The organism is Streptomyces sp. NPDC017448 (genome assembly GCF_044330565.1).
GTDB lineage: Bacteria > Actinomycetota > Actinomycetes > Streptomycetales > Streptomycetaceae > Streptomyces.
In genome coordinates this window covers 12,862-32,261 of the sequence record NZ_JBIRLM010000017.1, presented here as the reverse complement: position 1 = coordinate 32,261, position 19,400 = coordinate 12,862, and the positions used below count along the sequence as shown (strand labels likewise).

At 71.6% G+C, this 19,400-nt stretch carries 18 protein-coding genes, 1 tRNA gene and 2 pseudogenes; 9 read left to right on the top strand and 12 right to left on the bottom strand.

Annotation, left to right across the window (positions count from 1 at the left end):
• Window positions 1-101 precede the first annotated feature (101 nt).
• Window positions 102-2,036: a DUF2264 domain-containing protein gene (locus tag ACH4K1_RS24765; RefSeq protein ID WP_398091604.1), complete on the top strand. Its 1,935-nt coding sequence runs from the start codon at window positions 102-104 to the stop codon at window positions 2,034-2,036.
• Window positions 2,037-2,197: 161 nt separating this feature from the next.
• On the opposite strand, the gene ACH4K1_RS24760 is transcribed toward ACH4K1_RS24765, so the two are convergent.
• A complete protein-coding gene (locus ACH4K1_RS24760) occupies window positions 2,198-2,485 on the bottom strand; it encodes a DUF3040 domain-containing protein (RefSeq protein ID WP_398091602.1) in 288 nt (95 codons plus the stop codon).
• A 443-nt stretch (window positions 2,486-2,928) separates the two neighbouring features.
• On the opposite strand from ACH4K1_RS24760, the gene ACH4K1_RS24755 reads away from it, so the two are divergent.
• The 3 genes from ACH4K1_RS24755 (at window position 2,929) to ACH4K1_RS24745 (ending at window position 5,600) form a co-directional block, all read left to right on the top strand.
• Window positions 2,929-3,882, top strand: coding sequence for a HAMP domain-containing sensor histidine kinase (locus ACH4K1_RS24755; RefSeq protein WP_398091601.1), 954 nt, complete (start codon window positions 2,929-2,931; stop codon window positions 3,880-3,882).
• 2 nt (window positions 3,883-3,884) lie between these two features.
• Window positions 3,885-4,577: a response regulator gene (locus ACH4K1_RS24750; RefSeq protein WP_398091599.1), complete on the top strand. Its 693-nt coding sequence runs from the start codon at window positions 3,885-3,887 to the stop codon at window positions 4,575-4,577.
• Window positions 4,578-4,688: 111 nt separating this feature from the next.
• A complete protein-coding gene (locus ACH4K1_RS24745; RefSeq protein WP_398091597.1) occupies window positions 4,689-5,600 on the top strand; it encodes a DUF2510 domain-containing protein in 912 nt (303 codons plus the stop codon).
• 243 nt (window positions 5,601-5,843) lie between these two features.
• Here ACH4K1_RS24745 and ACH4K1_RS24740 read toward each other — a convergent pair whose 3' ends face one another.
• Both ACH4K1_RS24740 and ACH4K1_RS24735 read right to left on the bottom strand, forming a co-directional pair.
• The gene (locus tag ACH4K1_RS24740) at window positions 5,844-6,350 is read right to left on the bottom strand and encodes a GNAT family N-acetyltransferase (RefSeq protein ID WP_398091595.1); all 507 of its coding nucleotides are present in this window, start codon (window positions 6,348-6,350) and stop codon (window positions 5,844-5,846) included.
• 266 nt (window positions 6,351-6,616) lie between these two features.
• Complete coding sequence (locus ACH4K1_RS24735) at window positions 6,617-7,222, bottom strand: DinB family protein (RefSeq protein ID WP_398091593.1); 606 nt, start codon at window positions 7,220-7,222, stop codon at window positions 6,617-6,619.
• 110 nt (window positions 7,223-7,332) lie between these two features.
• Between ACH4K1_RS24735 and ACH4K1_RS24730 the strand changes: the two are divergent.
• Window positions 7,333-7,683, top strand: a pseudogene (locus tag ACH4K1_RS24730) (transposase); the annotation flags it as partial.
• Window positions 7,684-7,818: 135 nt separating this feature from the next.
• Window positions 7,819-8,496 carry a hypothetical protein gene (locus ACH4K1_RS24725; RefSeq protein WP_398091591.1) on the top strand — a complete coding sequence of 226 codons (678 nt, stop codon included), beginning with the start codon at window positions 7,819-7,821 and terminating at the stop codon, window positions 8,494-8,496.
• A gap of 957 nt (window positions 8,497-9,453) precedes the next feature.
• Here the strand turns inward: ACH4K1_RS24725 and ACH4K1_RS24720 are convergent.
• Entirely contained in the window at window positions 9,454-11,679 is a 2,226-nt protein-coding gene (locus tag ACH4K1_RS24720) for a hypothetical protein (protein ID WP_398091589.1), read from the bottom strand.
• A 401-nt stretch (window positions 11,680-12,080) separates the two neighbouring features.
• On the opposite strand from ACH4K1_RS24720, the gene ACH4K1_RS24715 reads away from it, so the two are divergent.
• Window positions 12,081-12,575, top strand: a complete 495-nt coding sequence (locus tag ACH4K1_RS24715; protein WP_398091587.1) for a hypothetical protein — start codon at window positions 12,081-12,083, stop codon at window positions 12,573-12,575.
• 3 nt (window positions 12,576-12,578) lie between these two features.
• Here the strand turns inward: ACH4K1_RS24715 and ACH4K1_RS24710 are convergent, their stop codons facing one another.
• From ACH4K1_RS24710 to ACH4K1_RS24700, 3 genes and pseudogenes are all read right to left on the bottom strand, one after another.
• Complete coding sequence (locus ACH4K1_RS24710) at window positions 12,579-12,830, bottom strand: hypothetical protein (RefSeq protein ID WP_398091756.1); 252 nt, start codon at window positions 12,828-12,830, stop codon at window positions 12,579-12,581.
• A 20-nt stretch (window positions 12,831-12,850) separates the two neighbouring features.
• Window positions 12,851-13,123: pseudogene (locus ACH4K1_RS24705) on the bottom strand (helix-turn-helix domain-containing protein); the annotation flags it as partial.
• Window positions 13,124-13,382: 259 nt separating this feature from the next.
• A tRNA-Pro gene (locus ACH4K1_RS24700) sits at window positions 13,383-13,459 on the bottom strand.
• A gap of 125 nt (window positions 13,460-13,584) precedes the next feature.
• Here ACH4K1_RS24700 and ACH4K1_RS24695 point away from each other — a divergent pair.
• On the top strand, window positions 13,585-14,322 hold the full coding sequence (locus ACH4K1_RS24695; protein ID WP_398091585.1) for a transketolase: 738 nt from the start codon (window positions 13,585-13,587) through the stop codon (window positions 14,320-14,322).
• Between the two features lie 70 nt (window positions 14,323-14,392).
• Window positions 14,393-15,295 (top strand): transketolase family protein, encoded by a 903-nt coding sequence (locus tag ACH4K1_RS24690; RefSeq protein WP_398091583.1) that lies wholly within the window; start codon window positions 14,393-14,395, stop codon window positions 15,293-15,295.
• 39 nt (window positions 15,296-15,334) lie between these two features.
• Here ACH4K1_RS24690 and ACH4K1_RS24685 read toward each other — a convergent pair whose 3' ends face one another.
• From ACH4K1_RS24685 to ACH4K1_RS24665, 5 genes are read right to left on the bottom strand one after another with little or no spacing between them, the layout of a single operon-like run.
• Window positions 15,335-15,919 (bottom strand): GAF domain-containing protein, encoded by a 585-nt coding sequence (locus tag ACH4K1_RS24685; protein ID WP_398091581.1) that lies wholly within the window; start codon window positions 15,917-15,919, stop codon window positions 15,335-15,337.
• Window positions 15,916-16,539: an ATP/GTP-binding protein gene (locus ACH4K1_RS24680; RefSeq protein ID WP_073770229.1), complete on the bottom strand. Its 624-nt coding sequence runs from the start codon at window positions 16,537-16,539 to the stop codon at window positions 15,916-15,918. The genes ACH4K1_RS24685 and ACH4K1_RS24680 overlap by 4 nt, the downstream gene beginning before the upstream one ends.
• Window positions 16,517-16,888, bottom strand: a complete 372-nt coding sequence (locus ACH4K1_RS24675) for a DUF742 domain-containing protein (RefSeq protein WP_228989365.1) — start codon at window positions 16,886-16,888, stop codon at window positions 16,517-16,519. The genes ACH4K1_RS24680 and ACH4K1_RS24675 overlap by 23 nt, the downstream gene beginning before the upstream one ends.
• A gap of 2 nt (window positions 16,889-16,890) precedes the next feature.
• On the bottom strand, window positions 16,891-17,322 hold the full coding sequence (locus tag ACH4K1_RS24670) for a roadblock/LC7 domain-containing protein (protein ID WP_228989364.1): 432 nt from the start codon (window positions 17,320-17,322) through the stop codon (window positions 16,891-16,893).
• Complete coding sequence (locus ACH4K1_RS24665) at window positions 17,319-19,361, bottom strand: ATP-binding protein (RefSeq protein WP_398091578.1); 2,043 nt, start codon at window positions 19,359-19,361, stop codon at window positions 17,319-17,321. The genes ACH4K1_RS24670 and ACH4K1_RS24665 overlap by 4 nt, the downstream gene beginning before the upstream one ends.
• Window positions 19,362-19,400: the final 39 nt, after the last annotated feature.

Here is a 19,400-nt window from a genome sequence, read left to right as displayed (position 1 = left end):
GTCAGGATGAGCGAGGACGCCCCACCGTGATTGTTTGATCGATCCACCTCGCTTCTGATCGATTCATTGACCCTCTTCGATCGGTCGATCATGATTCCTCCATGACCGCCTCTGCTGCCGCCCTCTTCGGTCTCCCCCCGGAAGACCGCACGTCGAGCCCGTACACCGGTTACACCCGCGCCCACTGGGAAGCGGCCGCCGATGGGCTGCTGGACGCGGCGTGGAAGTGGGCGACACCCGGCGGCGCCCGGCTCGATCTGCCCGGGCCTCCGTCGCACTCGGGTGTCCGCTCGGACGGACTGGAGGGGTACGCGCGTACCCTCCTGGCAGCCGGTTTCCGGATCGCGGGGTCGGGCGGCAAGGATCCGAACGGCCTTCTGGAGCGGTACGCGGCCGGACTCGACGCCGGTACGCGGACGCCGGGACGGGACGACGCGGAGTCCTGGCCGCTGATCCTGGACCACCACGTACAGGGGCAGCCCATGGTGGAGTCCGCGTCGGTGGCCCTCGGCCTCCGGCTCACCCGGCCCTGGCTCTGGGACCGGCTGGCGCCCGACGTACAGGACCGGGCGGAGCACTGGCTGCGCGGTGCGCTGCGGCACGTTCCGGCGGGCAACAACTGGTACCTCTTCCCGTACACCGTCGCCGGGTTCCTGGAGTCGGTGGGGCGGGGCGACGCCGAGACGGCACGGGCCCGGGAACGAGCGCTGGAGCTGCTGGAGCACTGGTACCGGGGCGACGGCTGGTACGCCGACGGGGACGGGCGCTCCTTCGACCACTACAACGGGTGGGCACTGCACCTGTACCCGCTGCTCGACGCCCACCTGGCGGGGGACGAACGCTCATCGGCGCGCCACGGGGCCCGGTTGCGCGAACACCTGGAGAGCTATGCGCTGATGTTCGGCGGCGACGGCTCCCCCCTGTATTTCGGCCGCTCGCTGGCCTACCGCTTCGCCGCGAGCGCGGCCGTGGGCCTGGGCGCGGTGACCGGGCACACTCCCCTCGCGCCCGGCGCGTCGCGCAGGGTGGCCAGCGGGTCGTTGCGGTACTTCCTGGAGCGCGGGGCGGCCGGGGACGACGGGTTGCTGAGCCTCGGTTGGCACGGCCCGCACGCCGCGACGCTGCAGACCTACTCCGGTCCCGCGTCCCCCTACTGGGCCTCGAAGGCGTTCGTGGCCCTGCTGGCCCCCGCCGGGCACCCGCTGTGGACGGCGCCGGAGGAGGCCGCCCCGAGCGAGGGCCCCGACCGGGTGGTGTCCGTACCGGCGGCGGGCTTCCTGGTGCAGTCGACGCGGGCGGACGGCGTGGTGCGCCTGCACAACCACGGCAGTGACCATGTCCGCCCGGACGAGGGCGAGTCGGCGGCCGACGAAGACCCGCTCTACGCGCGGCTGGCGTACTCCACCGTGACCGGCCCGACCTCGGCGGACAACACGGCGGACAACCACCTGTCGGTGACGGTGGGCGGCGCGCGCAGCGCACGCCGGCGCATCCACCCGCTCGGCTCCGGGCACGGCGACGGCTGGGGCTGGGCAGCCTCCTGGCACCTGCCGGTGTTCCCGGCGGGCGCGTCCACCGTTCCCGGCCTGCGGGTGGAGAGCGTGACCGTGGCGCGGGGCCGCCACGAACTGCGGGTGCACCGGGTGCTGGGCGCGCCGGACGGGGCGCGGGCCGAGCTGACGGGCTGGGCGGTGGGCCCGGGCGGCTCGGTGCGCTCGGAGCTGCGGGGGCTGCACGGCTGGGAGGCTCCCGAGGACGTACGGGCCCCGCGGGGAACGGCGTTCGCCCGGTGGGCGACCGTACCCCGGCTGGCGGCGGAGGTGAGCGGCACGGTGGTTCTGGCCGCTCTGGCCTCCCTCACCGCAGAGCCGGAGGCCGACCCGGAGGCCGACCCGGAGGCCGGTTCCTCGGCGGGGGCGGTGGACCGGGTGGAGGCGGTGGGCGACACGGTCGCCGTGCACTGGGCGGACGGGGCGCGGACGTGCGTCGCCTTCGGCCGTGACGCGGTGACGGTCGATCACGACCAGGCCCTGTAGGCGGGATTCCGTCACGGCCCGGCGCACACCACCGGGGGCCCGCCGCACTCCGGCTGGGCCCCGGCCGCCTCGCCGGGCTACGCGTCCGTTCGGGGCGCCGCCTCCGGTGCCCGGGGGTCTGGACGCCCTCCACCCGCTCCGGTGCGGAGAACGGGGCCCGGTCAGCGGGTGGAGGGGATGTTCCGCCCGTGCAGCCGTCCGCGCTGCGGGTCGAAGAGGTGGGCCGCCGCCCCGGACACCACCAGGCCCGCGGCGATCAGGAGCCCGTGGCCCGCGGCGATGCCGGCGCCCAGCGCGGCGAGGCCGACGAGGAGCCACAGCCAGGCGTTGCGCCGGCGGTACTCGCGCGGGGAGCGCGGAACCCCGCCCGACATCGCCTCGGCGAAGCCGGGATCGTCGTGACGCAGCTGTTCCTCCAGCTCGCGCAGCCGCTCGTCGTACGTGGGCATGGCGTGTCTCCCTCCCCGGTACGGGTGCCCTCCCGGCCCCGGCGACCCCTGTCCCGCGCCCGGCACGGGGCAGGGCCCGGGGCCCTGGAGCTCATCGTCGTCGGGGAGGGGCCCCGGCGCCATGAGGGGCAGCACCCATATCCGGGGGTGCGCACCCTGCAGAGGAGAGGGCGCGAGGCCCGCCGAGGAACCGCCGGAGCAGAACCGACCGGCGAAGGAAGGCCGACGCACGGCCACCGGCCCGGGCGGCATCAGCGGTGGGCGGTCCGCCCTCGGCGCCGACCCGGACGGCAGGGGCGTCCCGGACCTGGCGGCCCGGCGGCCGGAAGGCCGGAAGGGCCGAGCGCGCATGCCCGGGCGGCACCGGTCGCCCCGCGCGGCGGTGATGGTGGAGGCTGTCAGCGGGCCCGTACACCCCCGCCCTCCGAAGGAGCCGTTCCCCCTTGTCCCTGTTCTGGCGGATCTTCCTGCTCAACGCCGCCGTGCTGGTCGCGGCCGGCGCCCTGCTGCTGCTCGGGCCGGTCACCGTCTCCACCCCGGTCCTGCTGACCGAGGCCATGATCCTGACCGGCGGCATCGCCTTCATGCTCGCGGCCAACGCGGCGCTGCTCCGCGTCGGCCTCTCCCCCCTCCAGCGGGTCGCACGCGCGATGACGACCACCGATCTGCTGCGGCCGAGCCCGCGCCCCGAGGTAGCGGGAGACGGAGAGGTCGCCGCGCTGATCGAGACGTTCAACACGATGATGGACCGGCTGGAGGCCGAGCGGGCCGCCAGTAACGCCCGTGCGCTCTCCGCGCAGGAGGCCGAGCGCCGCCGCGTGGCGCAGGAGCTGCACGACGAGGTCGGACAGACGTTGACCGCGGTCCTGCTGGAGCTCAAACGGGTCTCCGACCACGCCCCGGAGCCGCTGGGCGAGGAGTTGCGGCAGCTCCAGGAGATCGCCCGCGGGTCGCTCGACGAGATCCGCCGGATCGCCCGGCGGCTGCGGCCCGGGGTGCTGGAGGAACTGGGCCTGGTGAGCGCGCTGACGGCGCTGACCACCGAGACGCCGGCGCCGGACGGATTGACGATCCGCCGGCGGCTGGAGAAGGAGCTGCCGGAGCTGGGCGCGGAGGCCGAACTCGTCGTCTACCGGATCGCGCAGGAAGCCCTCACCAACACCGTCCGGCACGCCCGCGCCACCCGGCTCGACCTCTCGCTGCGGCGCGTCCGCGGCGGGGTGGAACTGCGCATCCGCGACGACGGCCGCGGCCTCGGCGACGTCCCGGAGGGGGCCGGCCTGCGCGGTATGCGCGAGCGCGCCCTGCTGGTCGGAGCCGAGCTCTCCCTCGGCCCCGGCCCCCGGGGCGGTACCGAAGTCCGACTCCATGTGCCCGTACCGAACGGAAGCAAGTGATCATGCCCACCTCCCCGTCCATCGTCACGCCGTCCGGGGGAGCCGCCGCTTTGACCCGCATCCTGCTGGCGGACGACCACGCCCTCGTACGCCGGGGCGTCCGGCTGATCCTCGACGGCGAACCGGAGCTGACGGTCGTCGCCGAGGCCGGCGACGGCGCCGAGGCCGTCGAGATGGCCCGCGACGTACAGCCCGACCTGGCGGTCCTGGACATCGCGATGCCCCGGCTGACCGGCCTCCAGGCGGCGCGTGAACTCTCCCGGACCATGCCGGGCCTGCGCATCCTGATGCTCACCATGTACGACAACGAGCAGTATTTCTTCGAGGCGTTGAAGGCGGGCGCGTCCGGTTACGTCCTCAAGTCGGTCGCGGACCGGGACCTGGTGGAGGCGTGCCGGGCGGCGATGCGCGACGAACCGTTCCTCTACCCGGGGGCGGTGACCGCGCTCATCCGCGACTTCCTCGACCGGGCCAAGAACGGCGGGGAGCTGCCGGCGCGGGCCGTCACGGAGCGGGAGGAGGAGATCCTCAAACTGGTCGCCGAGGGCCATTCCTCCAAGGAGATCGCCGATCTGCTGGTCATCAGCGTCAAGACCGTGGAGCGGCACCGCGCCAACCTGCTCCAGAAGCTCGGTCTGCGCGACCGTCTGGAGCTGACCCGTTACGCGATCCGGGCCGGGCTGGTCGAGCCCTGACCGGCCGTGGGGGCGGGAGGCTCGCCCGGGGCCGTGAACCCCGGCAGGCGTACGGACGATCACCCCCGGTCGTTTCATGTGATTCTCAGCCGATCCGCATAGGGTGCCCCCGTGACCCAGATGACCCCGCCCGGCTGGCACCCAGACCCCGGGCACTCAGGCAAAGGCCCCGCCCAGGAACGCTGGTGGGACGGTGGGCAGTGGACCGGCCATGTCCGTACGGCGCCCGGAGCGGCGCGCCGTCGCGGGCTGCGTATCGGCGTCGGCGTGGCGACCGGCGCGGTGGTGCTCGCCGCCATCGGGGGCGGCGTGTATCTGCTGGGCGAGGACGACGGCGGCCGGCCGGGAACCGCGGCCTCCTCGCCGTCCGGCGCCCCCGAGCTCCCCGGCGCACCGGACGGTGGCGAGGAGGACGGCGGAAAGGGCGGAAACGGGAACGGCGGGCAGGACGACGGCCGGGAGCGCGGCGCCCAGCCGCCGTCCGAACCGGGCTTCGCCACGGACGTCGCCGCCGGGGTCAGCCTCCCGGTGCCCAAGGGGTGGAAGGGAACGTCCGGGATGGTCGGCGCCGGATTGACGACGGGCGAGCACCCGTGCCCCGGCGACACCGCCGAGACCTGTGTACGCGGTGGGGTGTTCTCGGCTCCGGCGGCGGCCGTGAAGCTGTCGGCGAAGACGCCGGAGGAGGCGGCGAAGAAGGACATCGCCGTGAACGCCAAGGAGTCCTACGGCGGCAAGAGCTACGGGAAGATCACCTCGCACGAGGAGCTGAAGTCCGAGGCCGTCACGGTGGCGGGCGGCAAGGGCTATGTCGTGCGCTGGAAGGTGGTGACGGAGAAGGGCGACGACGGCTACGTGGAATCGCTGGTGTTCCCCTCCCCCACCTCCAAGAACATGCTCGTCGTGGTCCGGTCCGGTTTCGACGTCGGCGAGGACGCACCGGAGCTGAGCGTCCTGGACGAGATCACCGGCGGGATCAAGGCCGCGTCCGGGGGCGCGGGAGGAGCCGGCGGAGCGGCCTGACCCCCTTCGGCCCACCCCGCCGCCCCGCCCTGGCGCAGCGCCGGACGGCGGGTGTGGAGCTGCCCGGGTCCACACCCGCCGTCTCCTGGAGCCGCCGGGCCCCCTCAGCCGGTGATCGTGCCGGGATCGCCGAGGCGGGCCCCCCGTCTCCCCCTGGCCGGCGAACCGGCGCAGGAAGACGGGGGTCGCCCGCCCAGTCGTGGTCGAGACCTGGGAGGAACCGCGTCTCCAGGCCGTCGGCGGTCAGGGCAACGAGCGTGTCAGCCAGGCCACTTCGCCGTTCTCCTCCGTGGAGAGGCGGTCCCGTTCGAACCCGAGCTTCTCCAGCACGCGGAGCGACGGCGTGTTCCAGGTGCCGACGGTCGACCAGAGCCGCTTCCGCCCGGTCGCCGCGGCGGCCTCGATCACCGCACCGGCCGCCTCGGTGGCGTAACCGCGTCCGTGCACGCGCCGGAACAGCTCATAGGCGATCTCGGGCTCCTCCAGGGTGGTGCGGCCGACGATCAGACCGCAGTAGCCGATGAAGTCGCCCTCCTCGCGGCGCTGGACGGGCAGGAGGGCGATCCCCGTACGCTCCGTCTCGGCGAGAAATTCCGCGATGGACGTGCGGATGCGCTCGACCGGGGGCGTTCCCCTGCCGCGCTCGGAGAGAAGGGCGCAGAACTCGGGGGCGTCGGACTCGGCCCACGGCCGGAGCGTCAGACGTTCGGTCTCCAGAGGGAACGGCAGGGGCTCATACGTGGTGGACATGCCCGCACTCTGCCCCACGCTGCCCGCACTCCGTCCCCCGGGGCCCGCCCACCCGGGGGCAGCGGCGGCAGCGGCGGTGGCGGTGGCGGTGGCGGTGGCGAACCGTTCCTGCAAGAGGCCCACGAGAGGCCGGGCCCGCGCCGCAAACAGCGGAGGGCCGTCCAGCCTTCCCGTACGTCCGTGCGGAGCGGGGCCGTCCGCCGTTGCCCCGCCGGGTCGAGGGGCCGGTCCCGGCCACAGCGGACCGGCAGAGCGCCGCACGAACATCACCTCGTGGAGGAGGACTTCCCGGCCTCCCCCCGTACGGCCGACCCGGCGGCCTGTTCGACCTTCGCCCAGTGGGCCGCGCGGGACTGCTCGTCGATCCGCTTCTCGTGTTCGGCACGCAGCCCGGTCCGGCCGTCGAGGCTTTCGCGCAGGATGTCGGCGTGACCGGTATGCCGGGCGGACTCCCCGAGGACGTGGACCATGACGGCGAACAGGGTGGTGGTGGAGTACGGCTCCGGCCACCACGGCACGCGGCCGGGAGCGTCGAGGGGAAGCCCGTCGATCGTCGTGTCCGCGTGTTCCCACGTGCGCCGGTAGAACCCGATGACCTCATCGCGGGTCTCGTCCGCGGTCGCCCACAGATCGCTGCCGTCGGACTCCTGCCACCGGGGCAGCGGTTCCGGGGAAGGGCGGTCGAAGACCTCGCCGAAGTACCTGGCCTCGACGGTGGCCACGTGCTTGACCAGACCGAGGAGGCTGGTCCCGGTCACCGTCAAGGGCCGGCGGGCGTCGTATTCGGACAGGCCGTCCAGTTTCCAGAGCAGCGCCTCACGGTCCCGCCGCAGTCTCCCGTGCAGGCCGGCCTTCGCGCATTCATCGATCATGCGGCAGGAGCCTGCCACGGGTTGTTCGCGGCCTCAAGATCTCGTAGGTGGTCCGCGACGGCCCGCAGGCCAGGGCCGTGGCCGCGGCCCTGACCTGCACCGAGCGCCTCTACCGGTACTCCACCAACCACCAGGTCGTCATCGACGCCGACACCCGTCTTGTCGTCGTGGTCGGCCGGCCGCTCGCCGGGAACCGCAACGACTGCAAGGCATGGGAGGAGTCCAGCGCCAAGGCCGCCGGACTCGTCATCCCGCACCGCCGACAGCGCGGCCAGCGCGAACTCCCGGACTGGAAAGAGGAACACAACAAGTCCCACAAGCAGGCCCGAGCCCGCGTCGAGCACGTCTTCGCCCGCATAAAGACCTGGAAGATCCTCCGCGACTGCCGCCTCAAAGGCGACGGCGTCCACCACGCCATGCTCGGCATCGCCCGGATGTACAACCTCGCCTTTGCCGAGTAGACGAGCGGTCCGCACGATAGGGCGGGCTCGCCTCAGTCGACTCGTAGACCATTTACGGGACAACCCTTAGCTTGGGTTTTAACCTCTGCCTGTTCCTATGGCGCCGGGTGCGAGGGTGTGGGGCACACTCTGTAGGTGTCCTCCACTAGACCACTTGCGGGTGCCGACGAGATACACACCTATCTCGTTGAGCAGTTGAACTCTGCCCTCCGGCGTCCCGGCATGTTCTCGCAGCGTGACGCTGCGCTGCGGATGCTGGTGGATCACCTGCTGTTCGTGGAACGCCAGCCCGAGGTATGGGGTGAAGAGCAGCGTTCCTGGGCAAGTCGAGGGGACGGGAGCAGCACCGGTTTGGGCGGCATGTTCGAAAAGTTGATGCAGGGAGGCTACGACCAGAACTGCGTCGCCTCGGTCTACGCCGAGTTCGCGCACCGCCGCGGCTGGCTCCGGCCCGATCGCCTTCTGCCGGCTGACGAGCATCACGCGCTGCGGGCAAGAGTGCGCCCGTGGGCGCAGACGGACCGCTCGGAGGCAGACGTCCTCTCCGAGTTCGGCCCACCGTCCATCCTGTGCGGAGGGACCAGCCCCCTCTACAGCAAGACGCTGGGCTACCTGGGAGAAGACCCCGAGGAGCCCATGGTCTTCTTCCATCTTTGGAATGGCAGCACCACGGCAGCCGAGTCCGCATGGCCCGAGCTCGACGAACCGGTTCTGCTTGCTGTCCGCTTCGCAGACGCACTCTTTGATGAAGCCTTCACCTTCACCCCTGAGGGGCAACGACGGCGCCCCGAGCCAGGCTCGCGCTACGGCTGAGTACCGGAGAGGTTACGCAACACTAGTAGGGCGGGCCTGTGCACTGCCGGTGCTCCTCAACCCGCCTACCGCTCACTGCGCGATCGGCCGCTAGAAGGCCTGACCGACCAGTTTCGCCCCTGCCATGTCGAGCAACGCACCTGCAGAGGTTAAGACTCAAGTTAGGGCCTGACATTCGACAAGCGGCCTCGCCGCCCGTCTGCGTGTGGGTTCCTCGGCCCTGCACCGTTGGCCCCTTGCTCGGCCTCCCCCGTGCCCGCCGTTCGTCGCCGTCTCGGAACGCATCATCATGTACAGCGCGGCCGACGCGGAGAAATGGCCACACAGCCTCCGGACCGTCCCGCCCCGAGACGCACGAGGACCCAGAAGGCCACGGGGCCGGCCGGTGTCCGGCGCTCCACCGACAGCGAGTACCGGCCTGATCGCCTCACTCCCTACCGCCCCGCCTCCCTACCACGCGCGAGTCCGCTGGTTCGACGACATCGATACCACCCAGCGGATCGGGACCGGGCGACGTCAGACCACACCCGCGCCCGGGGCCCGCCTCAGCACACCGCGCTCACTTCCGAGCCCCCTCGCCATGCCCCGCCGACCCGGTCAAGGACGCCGGATCCCAGCCGGATCCCAACCGGCCCTCAGGAATGATCAAGGGCCAGTTTCGGATTGCTCCGAGACCGGACCTTGATCTACGAATCTCTCGAGTCGGGACGACGGAATTTGAACCTGTTCCCCTTTGACCCTCAGCAGTTTGAGTCGCCTAAATTACCTGCCCATAGCGGAACTTATCCGGGTGTAAGTCGGGTACAGAAAGCTCTGCTGTTCGTTACAACGCACGCGGTGTGGTCCCCGCCGGGGCCCCACGCGGGGGCATCGAACTCCACGAGAGCCGATGACGGGTGACGGGTGACGGCAGGGCCCGGTGCCCGCAGCGGCCACCCGTAGTGGCGCAAGGAGTACTTACTGGGCGCCAGGACGATGTGCTTCTTCCGCTTTGCTCTGCAGATCGTGGACGATCCGCCGCCACCGCCGGGAACCGTGGGTGTACCAGTTCTCCTCCCCGATGGGATGCCAGTCCGCCAGTTCACTCAGCCGGGAGCTGAGCACATCGACATCAATGCGGTCGTAGCCGCGCCGCCCTGTGTCCAGTTGCTGAGCGATGTCGTGGAGCCGGTGTGCCGCACGGTAGTAGGAGAGCTGGGTATCGGTCAGTCTGCGCGCCGCATAGCCGCCGCACCTGCTGCACCAGTCGAAGTCGTCCCGGCCGACCAGATCCGAGACGGTCAGCAGGTCGTCCCCGTCGACAACACCACGCTCCCGGGAGTGCCGGCACAGGGGCGAGTGGCCTTTGCCCTCGTACCGCAGATCAGCGTTCACGGCATACGCCTGGACATCGGCCAGGACACCCAGCGGAATCCCGCTACCGCCGCTCCACCGGTCCTCGGTAGGACGTTCGAACGGTTCGAGGTCCAGCTGCCTGTCGGTGAGCACCCCCCGCCACACCGCGTAGGGCAGGGTGCGGGCATGGCCGTTGTGGTCGCGTCCGCCATCGAGGGTCCGCAGGTCGGGGACGCCGCGGGCCATGGCGAGGAGGCGCAGGTTACGTTCCCTGTCGCGGTCGTCATAGGCCAGCCAGGCAGCGCTCCGCGCCCCTGCGGCGAGCCCCAGTTCCTCACCGAACCGGGCGTCCTGCACGTCATGAATGTACTGGGGCCAGATACCCCCTTCTGATGGGGGCCTTGGTCCGACCTCCGTCACCCATGGCTCGATCACGCTGGCGGGAAGGTCCGATACACCAGCGACGATGGCACCCTGCCAACCCTGGGCCAGCCGTGTCTCCACCACTGCCAGGGGCAGAGTCTCGACCCCGCCGCTGGGTGAGAAGACGATGTAGAACTGGTCGGCGTGGGGCAAGGCCGTGTGCAGCGCCCGCAGGTGTTCTCCCGTAACGGGACGCCGGTCGAAGACGGGCGTGTCGTCGAAAATCCCGGGCTGGATACAGCTCGGTTGCCTGCTCGTACCGGGAGCCGTCAACCAGTCCTCCCCCTCGGCGGGGGCTTCAGCGACGGCCATGCCTCCATCAGCGGTCAGCCGATCGGCGATGAGGGCGGGGACTCGGAGCGTGACGGTACGGTGTCCCCAGTCGGCATCGGTGAGGCAGGTGACCAGGACGCCGACGGTCCACGGGTCCAGTGCGTCGAGGAAACCATCATCGCCCCGGCGGGTGCTCTCGTCCCGGATCTCCGGCAGGCGGACGGTCACCAGCCGTGCAGGGGCGGAGTTCTCAGCAGCCGCGGCACGGGCCTGTTCCTCCCAGGATTCGATGAGAGCCTGAGCGCCGGCGAGGGCTTGGTCGTATCCCTTCCGGTTGCTCCGGAACCGGTGCAAGAGGGTGTAGGCGATGTACGAGCGTTCGCTCGGATCGCCCCAGCCGTACTCGGCTTTGCTACGCCACTTGTGCCACAGCTTCCTCAGCTCGCCGGTAATCTCCTGGCTCTTGCCGAGCATTGTGAACGCATGATCACTCACCGGAAGTTCCGGATCGTCCATCCCGGCCACCGCAGCGGCGGCCAGAAGCCCGTCCCGATCGACGAACTGCGCCGCTTGCGTCCGCAGGGTCTCCAGGTACCACTCCTTCAAGGCCAACTTCGGCTTCGCCCACTCCTCCAGCCAGGGAAACCTGGTCGCGGCGGCCTGAGCCTGGTGCAGGCTTTTCGCCGCGCCGCGCCACGTGGAAAGCACCCGGTCCCGAAGCCGTTCGGCGTCCTCACGGATCCCCCGCTCGTCAAGGGCCTCTTCACCGTCTTCATCCGTGTCCTCGGAGGGAGAACGCAGAAGATCAGCCGCAGCCTTTACCTCCTCTCCGTCCCAGCGGTCGTCCTCGTCGGGTGCCGTGTACGACCGCAGCTGATAAAGGAGTCCAAGTCCACCGAGCGACTCCAGGAAGATACCGAGAGCGGTCGTGGGCCGCGTCCAAGAACCCCATTCCGCACAGCGAGCGCACATGCGTTTGACCATCGCCGCGTCCAACGGAACCCGCGCCGTCACCACATCGCTCGTGCGCAACTGGGTACAGCTCGTAGAGGCGTGCAGCTTGGCGTTCTTGCCTTTGGCCGAGTAGGCCGTGACCACTGTTCCCTCGAACGGGCCCAATGGGACATCAGCGGTCAGCGCGTAATCGCGCACGGAACTCCCCTATCCTCGTGGGCTTGCGAGCTTAGACCCGGGCACTGACAGCGCTGCCCGTGCGGGCCTACTTCGCTTCACCTCTCCTCCCTGCCGCTGGTCCGCGTGCATCGACATGCCAGAGCCACAGCCGCCACCGCGAGGGGCGAAGTCGGCGAACACCCGACCCAGATGGTCATCGAACAGGGTGAGGGCGGGCAGGGGAATTCCCTGGGACTTCCAGCTGCATCAACGGGTATGGCCGTCAAGCAGCCGAAGGGAAAGTAACTCCCGTCAGCAACCTGACCCCAGCAAGGCAGCAGGTCACGGACCTACTGAACTTGAATGGGTGATGTCGGGAACGGTGAGTGTGGTGGTATCCGGGGGTGCTCCGTGAACGGCTGCTGAGTCAAGATGAGCGCATGACCGGCGATGAAGCGGATCTGCTGGTGCTGCTGCGCGAGCTCGATGATCCGGAGTGGCTGGAGTGGCCGCAGCACTACGACCGCGGCGAGGCCGCAGCGCACTTCAGTGTCCTGGTAGCCCGGCTCGAGAGTGGCTTCGCAGTTCGTTGCACGGCCGAGCGGGATACCCAGGACTCCAGCGAGTACGGACGCGTCGTCGTGCCCGGGGATGCGACCGTATGCGGTACTCGGATCGTCGTCTGCGTGAGCAAGTTCGGCTCACTGGCCCTGGTCTGCGCCGACAACCCGGGCGCCTTCTTTGGAACGGCTGACGCCCAGGCCGAGGGCGAGCTGGATGCCTCGGACCTTGTCGAGGTCAACCGGGCGCTTGTCGAGCTTGGCTATGTCTTGGTTGTTGAGGAACTGCTGGAGAGCGACTACGGAGGGCCGAGCAGACTGCCCTGGCACGTTCGGCGGCCCAGTTGGTCGGATCGCTTCTTCGGTATCGTCTGATGATCACGCCGACAGGGTCAGGCCAGTGCTGGCCAGGCATCCGTCGATCACCTCCGGCCTGTACTGCAGCATTTTGAGCTTGCGCTTCACAGCGCGGGTGACCTGGCCAAGGCCGGCGGCGGCCAGGTTGCCGATGTCGCGTTCGACCAGGGACCAGATGCCCTCCTGCGGGTTGAGGTCCGGGGCGTAAGTCGGCAGCTGGAATACGGTGAGCCATGAGGCGAGGACCAGCCATAGCGCCGCAGCAGTGGCCACGTGCCCTCCACGGTGTACGAGACGTGGAACAGCCGGCCGATCAGCGTCTTCACGCGGGCCGGCGTCCACCGCTGGCCGGCCCACCCGTGTGCCAGCGGACCGCGCTCCAACTCCCGCTCCAACCTGGCCATCTGCGCGTCAGATAGTCGGGGCCGGCCAGGTGATCCCTTGGAGGCCACTCCGGCGTGGCCGCCCTCGCGCCACTGGTGTCGCCAACGCTCCACCGACCGTTCCGAGACCCGCAGCACGGCAGCGAGCTCACGGTTCTTCCCGTCAGCCTCGAAGCACGTCACGGCCTGGCACCGGACCCGCTCCCGCGCGTCTCTCTCGACGGCGGTCGAGCCGCCGCCCTCCGGGCATCTCACCGAACGAGGACTACCGGGGCAACCTTCACGCTGTCTGGCGAACAGGCCGACATCACCCGATCATGTTCAATAGCTCGCCCCTCCCGGAACATCTGACGCATAGGCGCCGCCAGACCGTGTGACCCCCAAGAACGCCGGAAAGGCGGTATCGGATTTCTCCGATACCGCCTGCGACCTGCGAAAACGCTGGTCGGGACGACAGGATTTGAACCTGCGACCCCTTGACCCCCAGTCAAGTGCGCTACCAAGCTGCGCCACGTCCCGATGCCCGTCTGACCTGGGGTTTCCCCTGGCCGAACGCGCATGAGAACAATACCGCACTCCAGCGGGTGATCACCAACGGCTTCCCTCTTGACCTCAACCTTGGTTGATGTTGAACGCTCGGCGTCATGACGAACCCCGCTCCCGCACCCGCCCAGGACCGCCGCGCCACGTCCGCCCCCGCTCCCGCACCCGCCTTCCGGGATCTGCCCCGGCTGATCGCCCTCATGGCCGGGGACGAGAAGCACGCCCCCGCCGCCCATTCCACGCTCGACGCCCTCTGGGTCCTCTACAACCGGGTGCTCCGGGTCACACCGGCGACGGTCGACGATCCCGGGCGGGACCGCTTCCTGCTCTCCAAGGGGCACGGGCCGATGGCCTACTACGCCGTTCTCGCCGCCCACGGATTCTTCGGCGAGGACCTGCTCCCCGGCTTCGGGTCGTACGCGTCGCCGCTCGGCCACCACCCGGACCGGCTGCTCGTACCGGGGGCGGAGATCGGCAGCGGCTCCCTGGGGCACGGGCTCCCGATCGCCGTCGGCACCGTGCTGGGGCTGCGCGCCCAGGGTCTCACCGACCCCCGGGTGTGGGTCCTGATCGGCGATGCCGAGCTGGACGAGGGCAGCAACCACGAAGCCATCGCCCACGCCGGCCCGGCCGGGCTCGATCAGCTGCACACGCTGGTGATCGACAACGCGTCCGCCACCCACGGCTGGCCCGGCGGGATCGCCTCCCGCTTCGCCTCCGCCGGGTGGGCGGCGGAGACCGTGGACGGCCGCGACCACGAGGCCCTGTACGCGGCGTTCACCGCGCCCCACCCGGGCAGGCCGCTGGCCGTCGTCGCCCGCGTCGAACCCAAGGGCTGACCGCGCCCGCCTCCTCCGCCACCGCCACCGCCACCGCCGATCCGTACGTCGCACGCCCCGGGAGGGCCCCATGGACACCATGCGTGACCGATTCATCAGCACCGCCTCACGGCTCCTGGACGAGGAGCCCCGGCTGGCCGTCGTGCTCGCCGACATCAGCGCCGACGGCTTCGCCCCGGCCCGGCGCGCCCACCCCGACCGCGTGGTCAACGTCGGCATCCGGGAGCAGCTGCTCGTCGGGGCCGGCGCAGGCATGGCGCTGGCGGGCATGCGACCGCTCGTGCACACCTTCGCCGGCTTCCTGATCGAGCGCCCCTTCGAGCAGGTCAAGCTGGACTTCGGGCACCAGGGGGTCGGCGGCGTCCTGGTCAGCGCCGGCGGCTCGTACGACTGGCCGGCCGGGGGTTTCACGCACATGGCGCCCGGCGACGTGGCCCTCCTGGACACGCTCGACGGCTGGACCGTGCACGTGCCGGGCCACCCGGACGAGGCCGAGGCGCTGCTGCGGGACGCGGTCGCCGGGGACGACCGGGTCTACGTACGCCTCTCGCTCCAGACGAACCGCCGGGCGCGCCCGGTGAACGGCGCGGACGGGTTCGCCGTGGTGCGCGAGGGACGGCAGGGAACCGTGATCGCGGTCGGCCCCCTGCTCGACAACGTCCTCGCGGCCACCGAGGGGCTGGACGTGACGGTGCTCTACGCGACGACCGTGCGGCCGTTCGACGCGGCGGGGGTACGCCGGGCGGCCGGTGCGACGACGGCCGCGGACGTGGTGATCGTGGAACCGTACCTGGCGGGCACCTCCGCCACGGCCGCGGGCGAAGCGCTCGTGGACCTGCCCCACCGGGTGCTCGGACTGGGGGTGGGCCGTGCCGAGCTGCGCCGGTACGGCGGCATGGACGAGCACCTGCGGGCACACCGCCTGGACCCGGCGGGCCTGCGGGAGCGGATCACCGGGTTCCTGCGCCCCTGAACGGCGGGCGTCCCCGGGGCCGGGGCGGTGCCGGCGGTGTCAGGGGGAGTGGTGGCCTTCCCGGTCGTCGATCTGCCGGACGAGTTCATGGGCGAGCGACTTGATGGTGTCGAGCCCGGCCCTCCCCCAGGGGCGCGGCACGGTGTCGACGGCGCAGACGGTGCCCAGCGCTATGCCGGTGCGGTCGATCAGCGGGGCCCCGAGGTAGGAGCGGATGCCTATGTCGTCCACCACGGGGTTTCCCGCGAACCGCGGATAGTCGCAGACGTCGTCCAGCACGAGGGCCTTGCGCCGGACGAGGACGTGCGGGCAGTAGCCGTGGTCGCGGGCCATGTACCGGCTGCCGCGGTCGCTGCCCGCCGCGGCCGAACCGAGCTCCTTTCCGCGGTGGCCGCCCGCCGGGGTGTGCAGTCCGGCGAAGAACTGCCGGTTCTCGTCGATGAAGTTGACCATCGAGAAGGGGGTGGCGGTGACTTCGGCCACCCTGTCGGCGAAGGCGTCGAAGTTGTCGTAGGAGGAGTCGGGGCGTTCGCCGAGGTCCAGCGTGCGCAACCGCTCGGCGCGGGCCGGGCCGTGCCGGTCGATGGGCGTCAGAAGCATCCTGCCGGTGGCGAAGGATGTCACGGGTGGGCTCCGAAGGTCTGGAGTGGGGCGGGGGCCGAGGTGGCGTTGATGAGGTGCTGGACCAGGGTGACGAGGGCGCCCGTGCCGGAACTGGCGATCCGGGCGTCGCACAGGACGACGGGCACCTCCGGCCCGAGGTCGAGCGCGGCGCGGACCTCGTCGGGCTCGTAGCGGTAGGCGCCGTCGAACTCGTTGACGGCGACGATGAATCCGATGCCGCGCCGCTCGAAGAAGTCCACGGCGGCGAAGCATTCGGCGAGGCGCCGGGTGTCGGCGAGCACCACCGCGCCGAGCGCGCCCTGGGAGAGTTCGTCCCACATGAACCAGAAGCGTTCCTGGCCGGGTGTGCCGAACAGGTAGAGGACGTGTTCTTCGGACAGGGTGATGCGGCCGAAGTCCATGGCGACGGTGGTGGCCGTCTTGGACTCGACGCCCTCCAGACTGTCCGTCCCCACACTGCTCTGGGTCAGCAACTCCTCGGTGGAGAGCGGGGCGATCTCGCTGACCGCGCCCACGAACGTCGTCTTGCCGACGCCGAATCCTCCGGCGACCAGCACCTTCAGGGCCACGGGGAAGAAGCCGGGGGCTCCGGTGCGGTCAGAGCTGTCGTCGTAAACCATCGAGCACTGCCTCCAGCAGAGATCGGTCGGTGGGCATGTCGTGGAAGGCGGGGGCGTGTGCGGTGACCGCGCCGCAGGCGACCAGGTCGGAGAGGATGACCTTGGCGACGACCGCGGGCAGCCGGAGGTGGGCGGCGATCTCCGCGACGGACATCGGCCCTTCGCACAGACCGAGGGCGATGGTGTGTTCCGGGCCGAGCGGGACGTCCGGCTCGATGCCCGTGGCCATGATCAGGGACAGCAGGTCGAACGCGGTGGACGGCCGGGTGCGGCCGTTGCTGATCGTGTACGGGCGGATCAGCCGGCCGGCCGCGTCGTCGAGCAGGGGCCCGTCCTGCGGGGCCGGCACCCTCAGATCCCCGGGGTGAACGGCCCGGCGGGCTGCCGCAGCGGGGTCGTCAGGTAGGGGCGGACGCTCTTGACCAGCATCGCCATCTCGTAGCCGAGGACGGCGGCGTCCGCCTCGCGCCCGGCGAGGACGGCGAGGCAGGTGCCCGATCCGGCGGTGGAGACGAACAGCAGGGTGGAGTCCAGTTCGACGACCACCTGCCGCACGTCCCCGTTGTCCCCGAAGCGGGCCCCGGCGCTGCGGCCCAGGGAGTACAGGCCGGCGGCCAGGGCCGCCATGTGGTCGGCGCTGTCGGGGTCCATGCCGTGGACGGATTTCACCAGCCCGTCGGCGGAGAGCAGGACCGCGCTGCGCGTGTGGGGCACGCGCTGGACCAGCCCGCTCAGCAGCCAGTCCAGGTCCGAGACCTGCCCGGACCGCATGTCGCTCGTCATGGTGTCTGCTCCTTGGAGGTGATGTCTTTCCGGGGTTCCGGGACGGCCCCGCCCGGCGGGTACGGGGGGATGGCGTGCGGGTACGCGTCGGGCGGGTAGCCGGCCGGTACGGGCAGATCGGCCGCGGAGAGCGCCTGGTCCTGCCGGAGCCCCCGGGCGGGGTTGGGCCGCTCGTGCGGGACGGTGGCGCCGCGTACGGGGAGGGGCGAGAGGGATTCCAGGGGGGCGTCGAGCGCGGTCTGCCCGAGGGCCCCCGCGGTGCCGGAGCCCCCGTGCTCCCCGTGTCCCCTGCCTCCCCCGTCCAGGCTCTCCTCCTGGGCGGTCCGGGCCTCGGCGAGGTCGATGCCGCGCCGGAAGGCGGCCATGAGCCCCGGGTCGTGCAGGGCGTGCTCGTCCTCGACGCGCGGAGCGGGCGCTTCCCTCAACTGCGGTACGAGGTGTTCCTGATGCGACCGCCTGGGCAGCTCGGGGCGGGCGGAGGGCGCGGCCCGGGGGCCGTCGTGCTCGCGGCTCTCCGCGGGCGCGGGCCCGCTGTCGTCCCCGGCCGGGGGGGCGGGAGACGGGGGCCGGCCGGTGCGTTCGGCGCGCAGCGGAAGGGGCGGGGCCTGCCCCGTCGGGGGCTGCGGGCGGCCGCTCTGCCCGGGGGCGGGCGGGCGGGCGTCTGCCGGGGACGGAGGGGCCGGGGGCGCGTCCCGCAGCGGCCCGCTCTGCTGCGGGACGGCGGAGGGCCCTGCCTCGACGGGCGGACGGTGTACGGCCCCGGGGGGCGGCACGGGCGCGGCGTCGGACGACGGCGCGGCGTCGGGGTCGTCCCCGAGCAGCGCCTGCGGAAGGACCAGCACCGCCTGCGTACCGCCGTAGATGTTGCTCTGGAGGCGGACCGCGATGCCGTGGCGGCGGGCCAGCGCCGAGACGACGAAGAGGCCGATCCGCCCGTCCTGGAGCAGGTGGGCGACGTTGACCTGGTCGGGGTCGGAGAGCAGGGCGTTCATCCGCTTCTGCTCGTGGTCCGGCATGCCGAGGCCGCGGTCCTCCACTTCCAGGGCGAGCCCGGCGGTGACGTGCTGGACGCGCAGGAGGACCTGGGTGTGCGGGGCGGAGAACACCGTGGCGTTCTCGACCAGTTCGGCCAGCAGGTGGATCACGTCGGCGACGGCGTGGCCCCGCAGGGTGCCTTCCATCGGCGGGACGAGCTTGACCCGGGGGTACTGCTCGACCTCGGCGATGGCCGAGCGGAGCACCTCGGTCATGGTGACCGGGTTGCTCCACTGCCGGCGGGACACGGCCCCGCCGAGCACGGCGAGGTTCTCCGCGTGGCGGCGGATCCGGGTGGCGAGGTGGTCGACGTGGAAGAGGCCCTTGAGGAGATCGGGGTCCTCGACCTCGTGTTCGAGCTCGTCGAGGATCTGGATCTCGCGGTGGACGAGGGATTGCAGCCGACGCGCGAGGTTGACGAAGACCTCGACCTTCTGTTCGTTGCCGGCCCGGCTGAACAGCTGGGACGCCTGGACGACGGCGGCGACGGCGGCCTCTTGGCCCCGGGCCATCTCCTGTCCGAGCAGGTCGAACGCGTCGCCGCCGGCCGTCCGGGGCTGCCGGGGCGGGCGCGGTGCGACGCTCTCGCCGTCGCGCAGCCGCTCCACCACCCGCCGCAGTTCCGCCTGGCCCTGGGCGCCGGCCCGCCGGAGCGCGAGCGTCCGTTCCACCACCTGTCCCGCCACCCGGTTGGCGCCGATGCAGGCGGCGGCGACCGCGGCGACGGCGAGGGCGCCCGATCCGGCGAGCGCCGCCCACAGACCCGGCGAGGGGTCGACGGCCCCGGCGCGCGCGGTGAAGAGGACGGCCGCGGCCCCGCTGAGCACCGCGGCGACGGTCGGGAGGAGGGCGGTCCGCAGCAGTTGGGGGCGCAGGCGGAGGTCGGGGGGCGGCCCCGCGGCGCGCGGGCCGCTCGGGGCCGATGGGGCACGCGGTCCGGGGCGGCCGTGCCGCCCGCCGTCGCGGCGGTCCGGTCGCGCGTCGGGTGCGCGAAGTTGAGACATCAGCGTCCTCGGTACAGGGGGCACCGGGGGCCGGCGGTC

Coding starts and splice junctions, on each gene's coding strand:
- ACH4K1_RS24680 (WP_073770229.1), bottom strand. CDS start 16,539: ATGGTTTACGACGACAGCTCTGACCGCACCGGAGCCCCCGGCTTCTTC.
- ACH4K1_RS24670 (WP_228989364.1), bottom strand. CDS start 17,322: ATGACGAGCGACATGCGGTCCGGGCAGGTCTCGGACCTGGACTGGCTG.
- ACH4K1_RS24750 (WP_398091599.1), top strand. CDS start 3,885: ATGCCCACCTCCCCGTCCATCGTCACGCCGTCCGGGGGAGCCGCCGCT.
- ACH4K1_RS24695 (WP_398091585.1), top strand. CDS start 13,585: ATGACGAACCCCGCTCCCGCACCCGCCCAGGACCGCCGCGCCACGTCC.
- ACH4K1_RS24665 (WP_398091578.1), bottom strand. CDS start 19,361: ATGTCTCAACTTCGCGCACCCGACGCGCGACCGGACCGCCGCGACGGC.
- ACH4K1_RS24765 (WP_398091604.1), top strand. CDS start 102: ATGACCGCCTCTGCTGCCGCCCTCTTCGGTCTCCCCCCGGAAGACCGC.
- ACH4K1_RS24740 (WP_398091595.1), bottom strand. CDS start 6,350: ATGTCCACCACGTATGAGCCCCTGCCGTTCCCTCTGGAGACCGAACGT.
- ACH4K1_RS24760 (WP_398091602.1), bottom strand. CDS start 2,485: ATGCCCACGTACGACGAGCGGCTGCGCGAGCTGGAGGAACAGCTGCGT.
- ACH4K1_RS24690 (WP_398091583.1), top strand. CDS start 14,393: ATGGACACCATGCGTGACCGATTCATCAGCACCGCCTCACGGCTCCTG.
- ACH4K1_RS24715 (WP_398091587.1), top strand. CDS start 12,081: ATGACCGGCGATGAAGCGGATCTGCTGGTGCTGCTGCGCGAGCTCGAT.
- ACH4K1_RS24735 (WP_398091593.1), bottom strand. CDS start 7,222: ATGATCGATGAATGCGCGAAGGCCGGCCTGCACGGGAGACTGCGGCGG.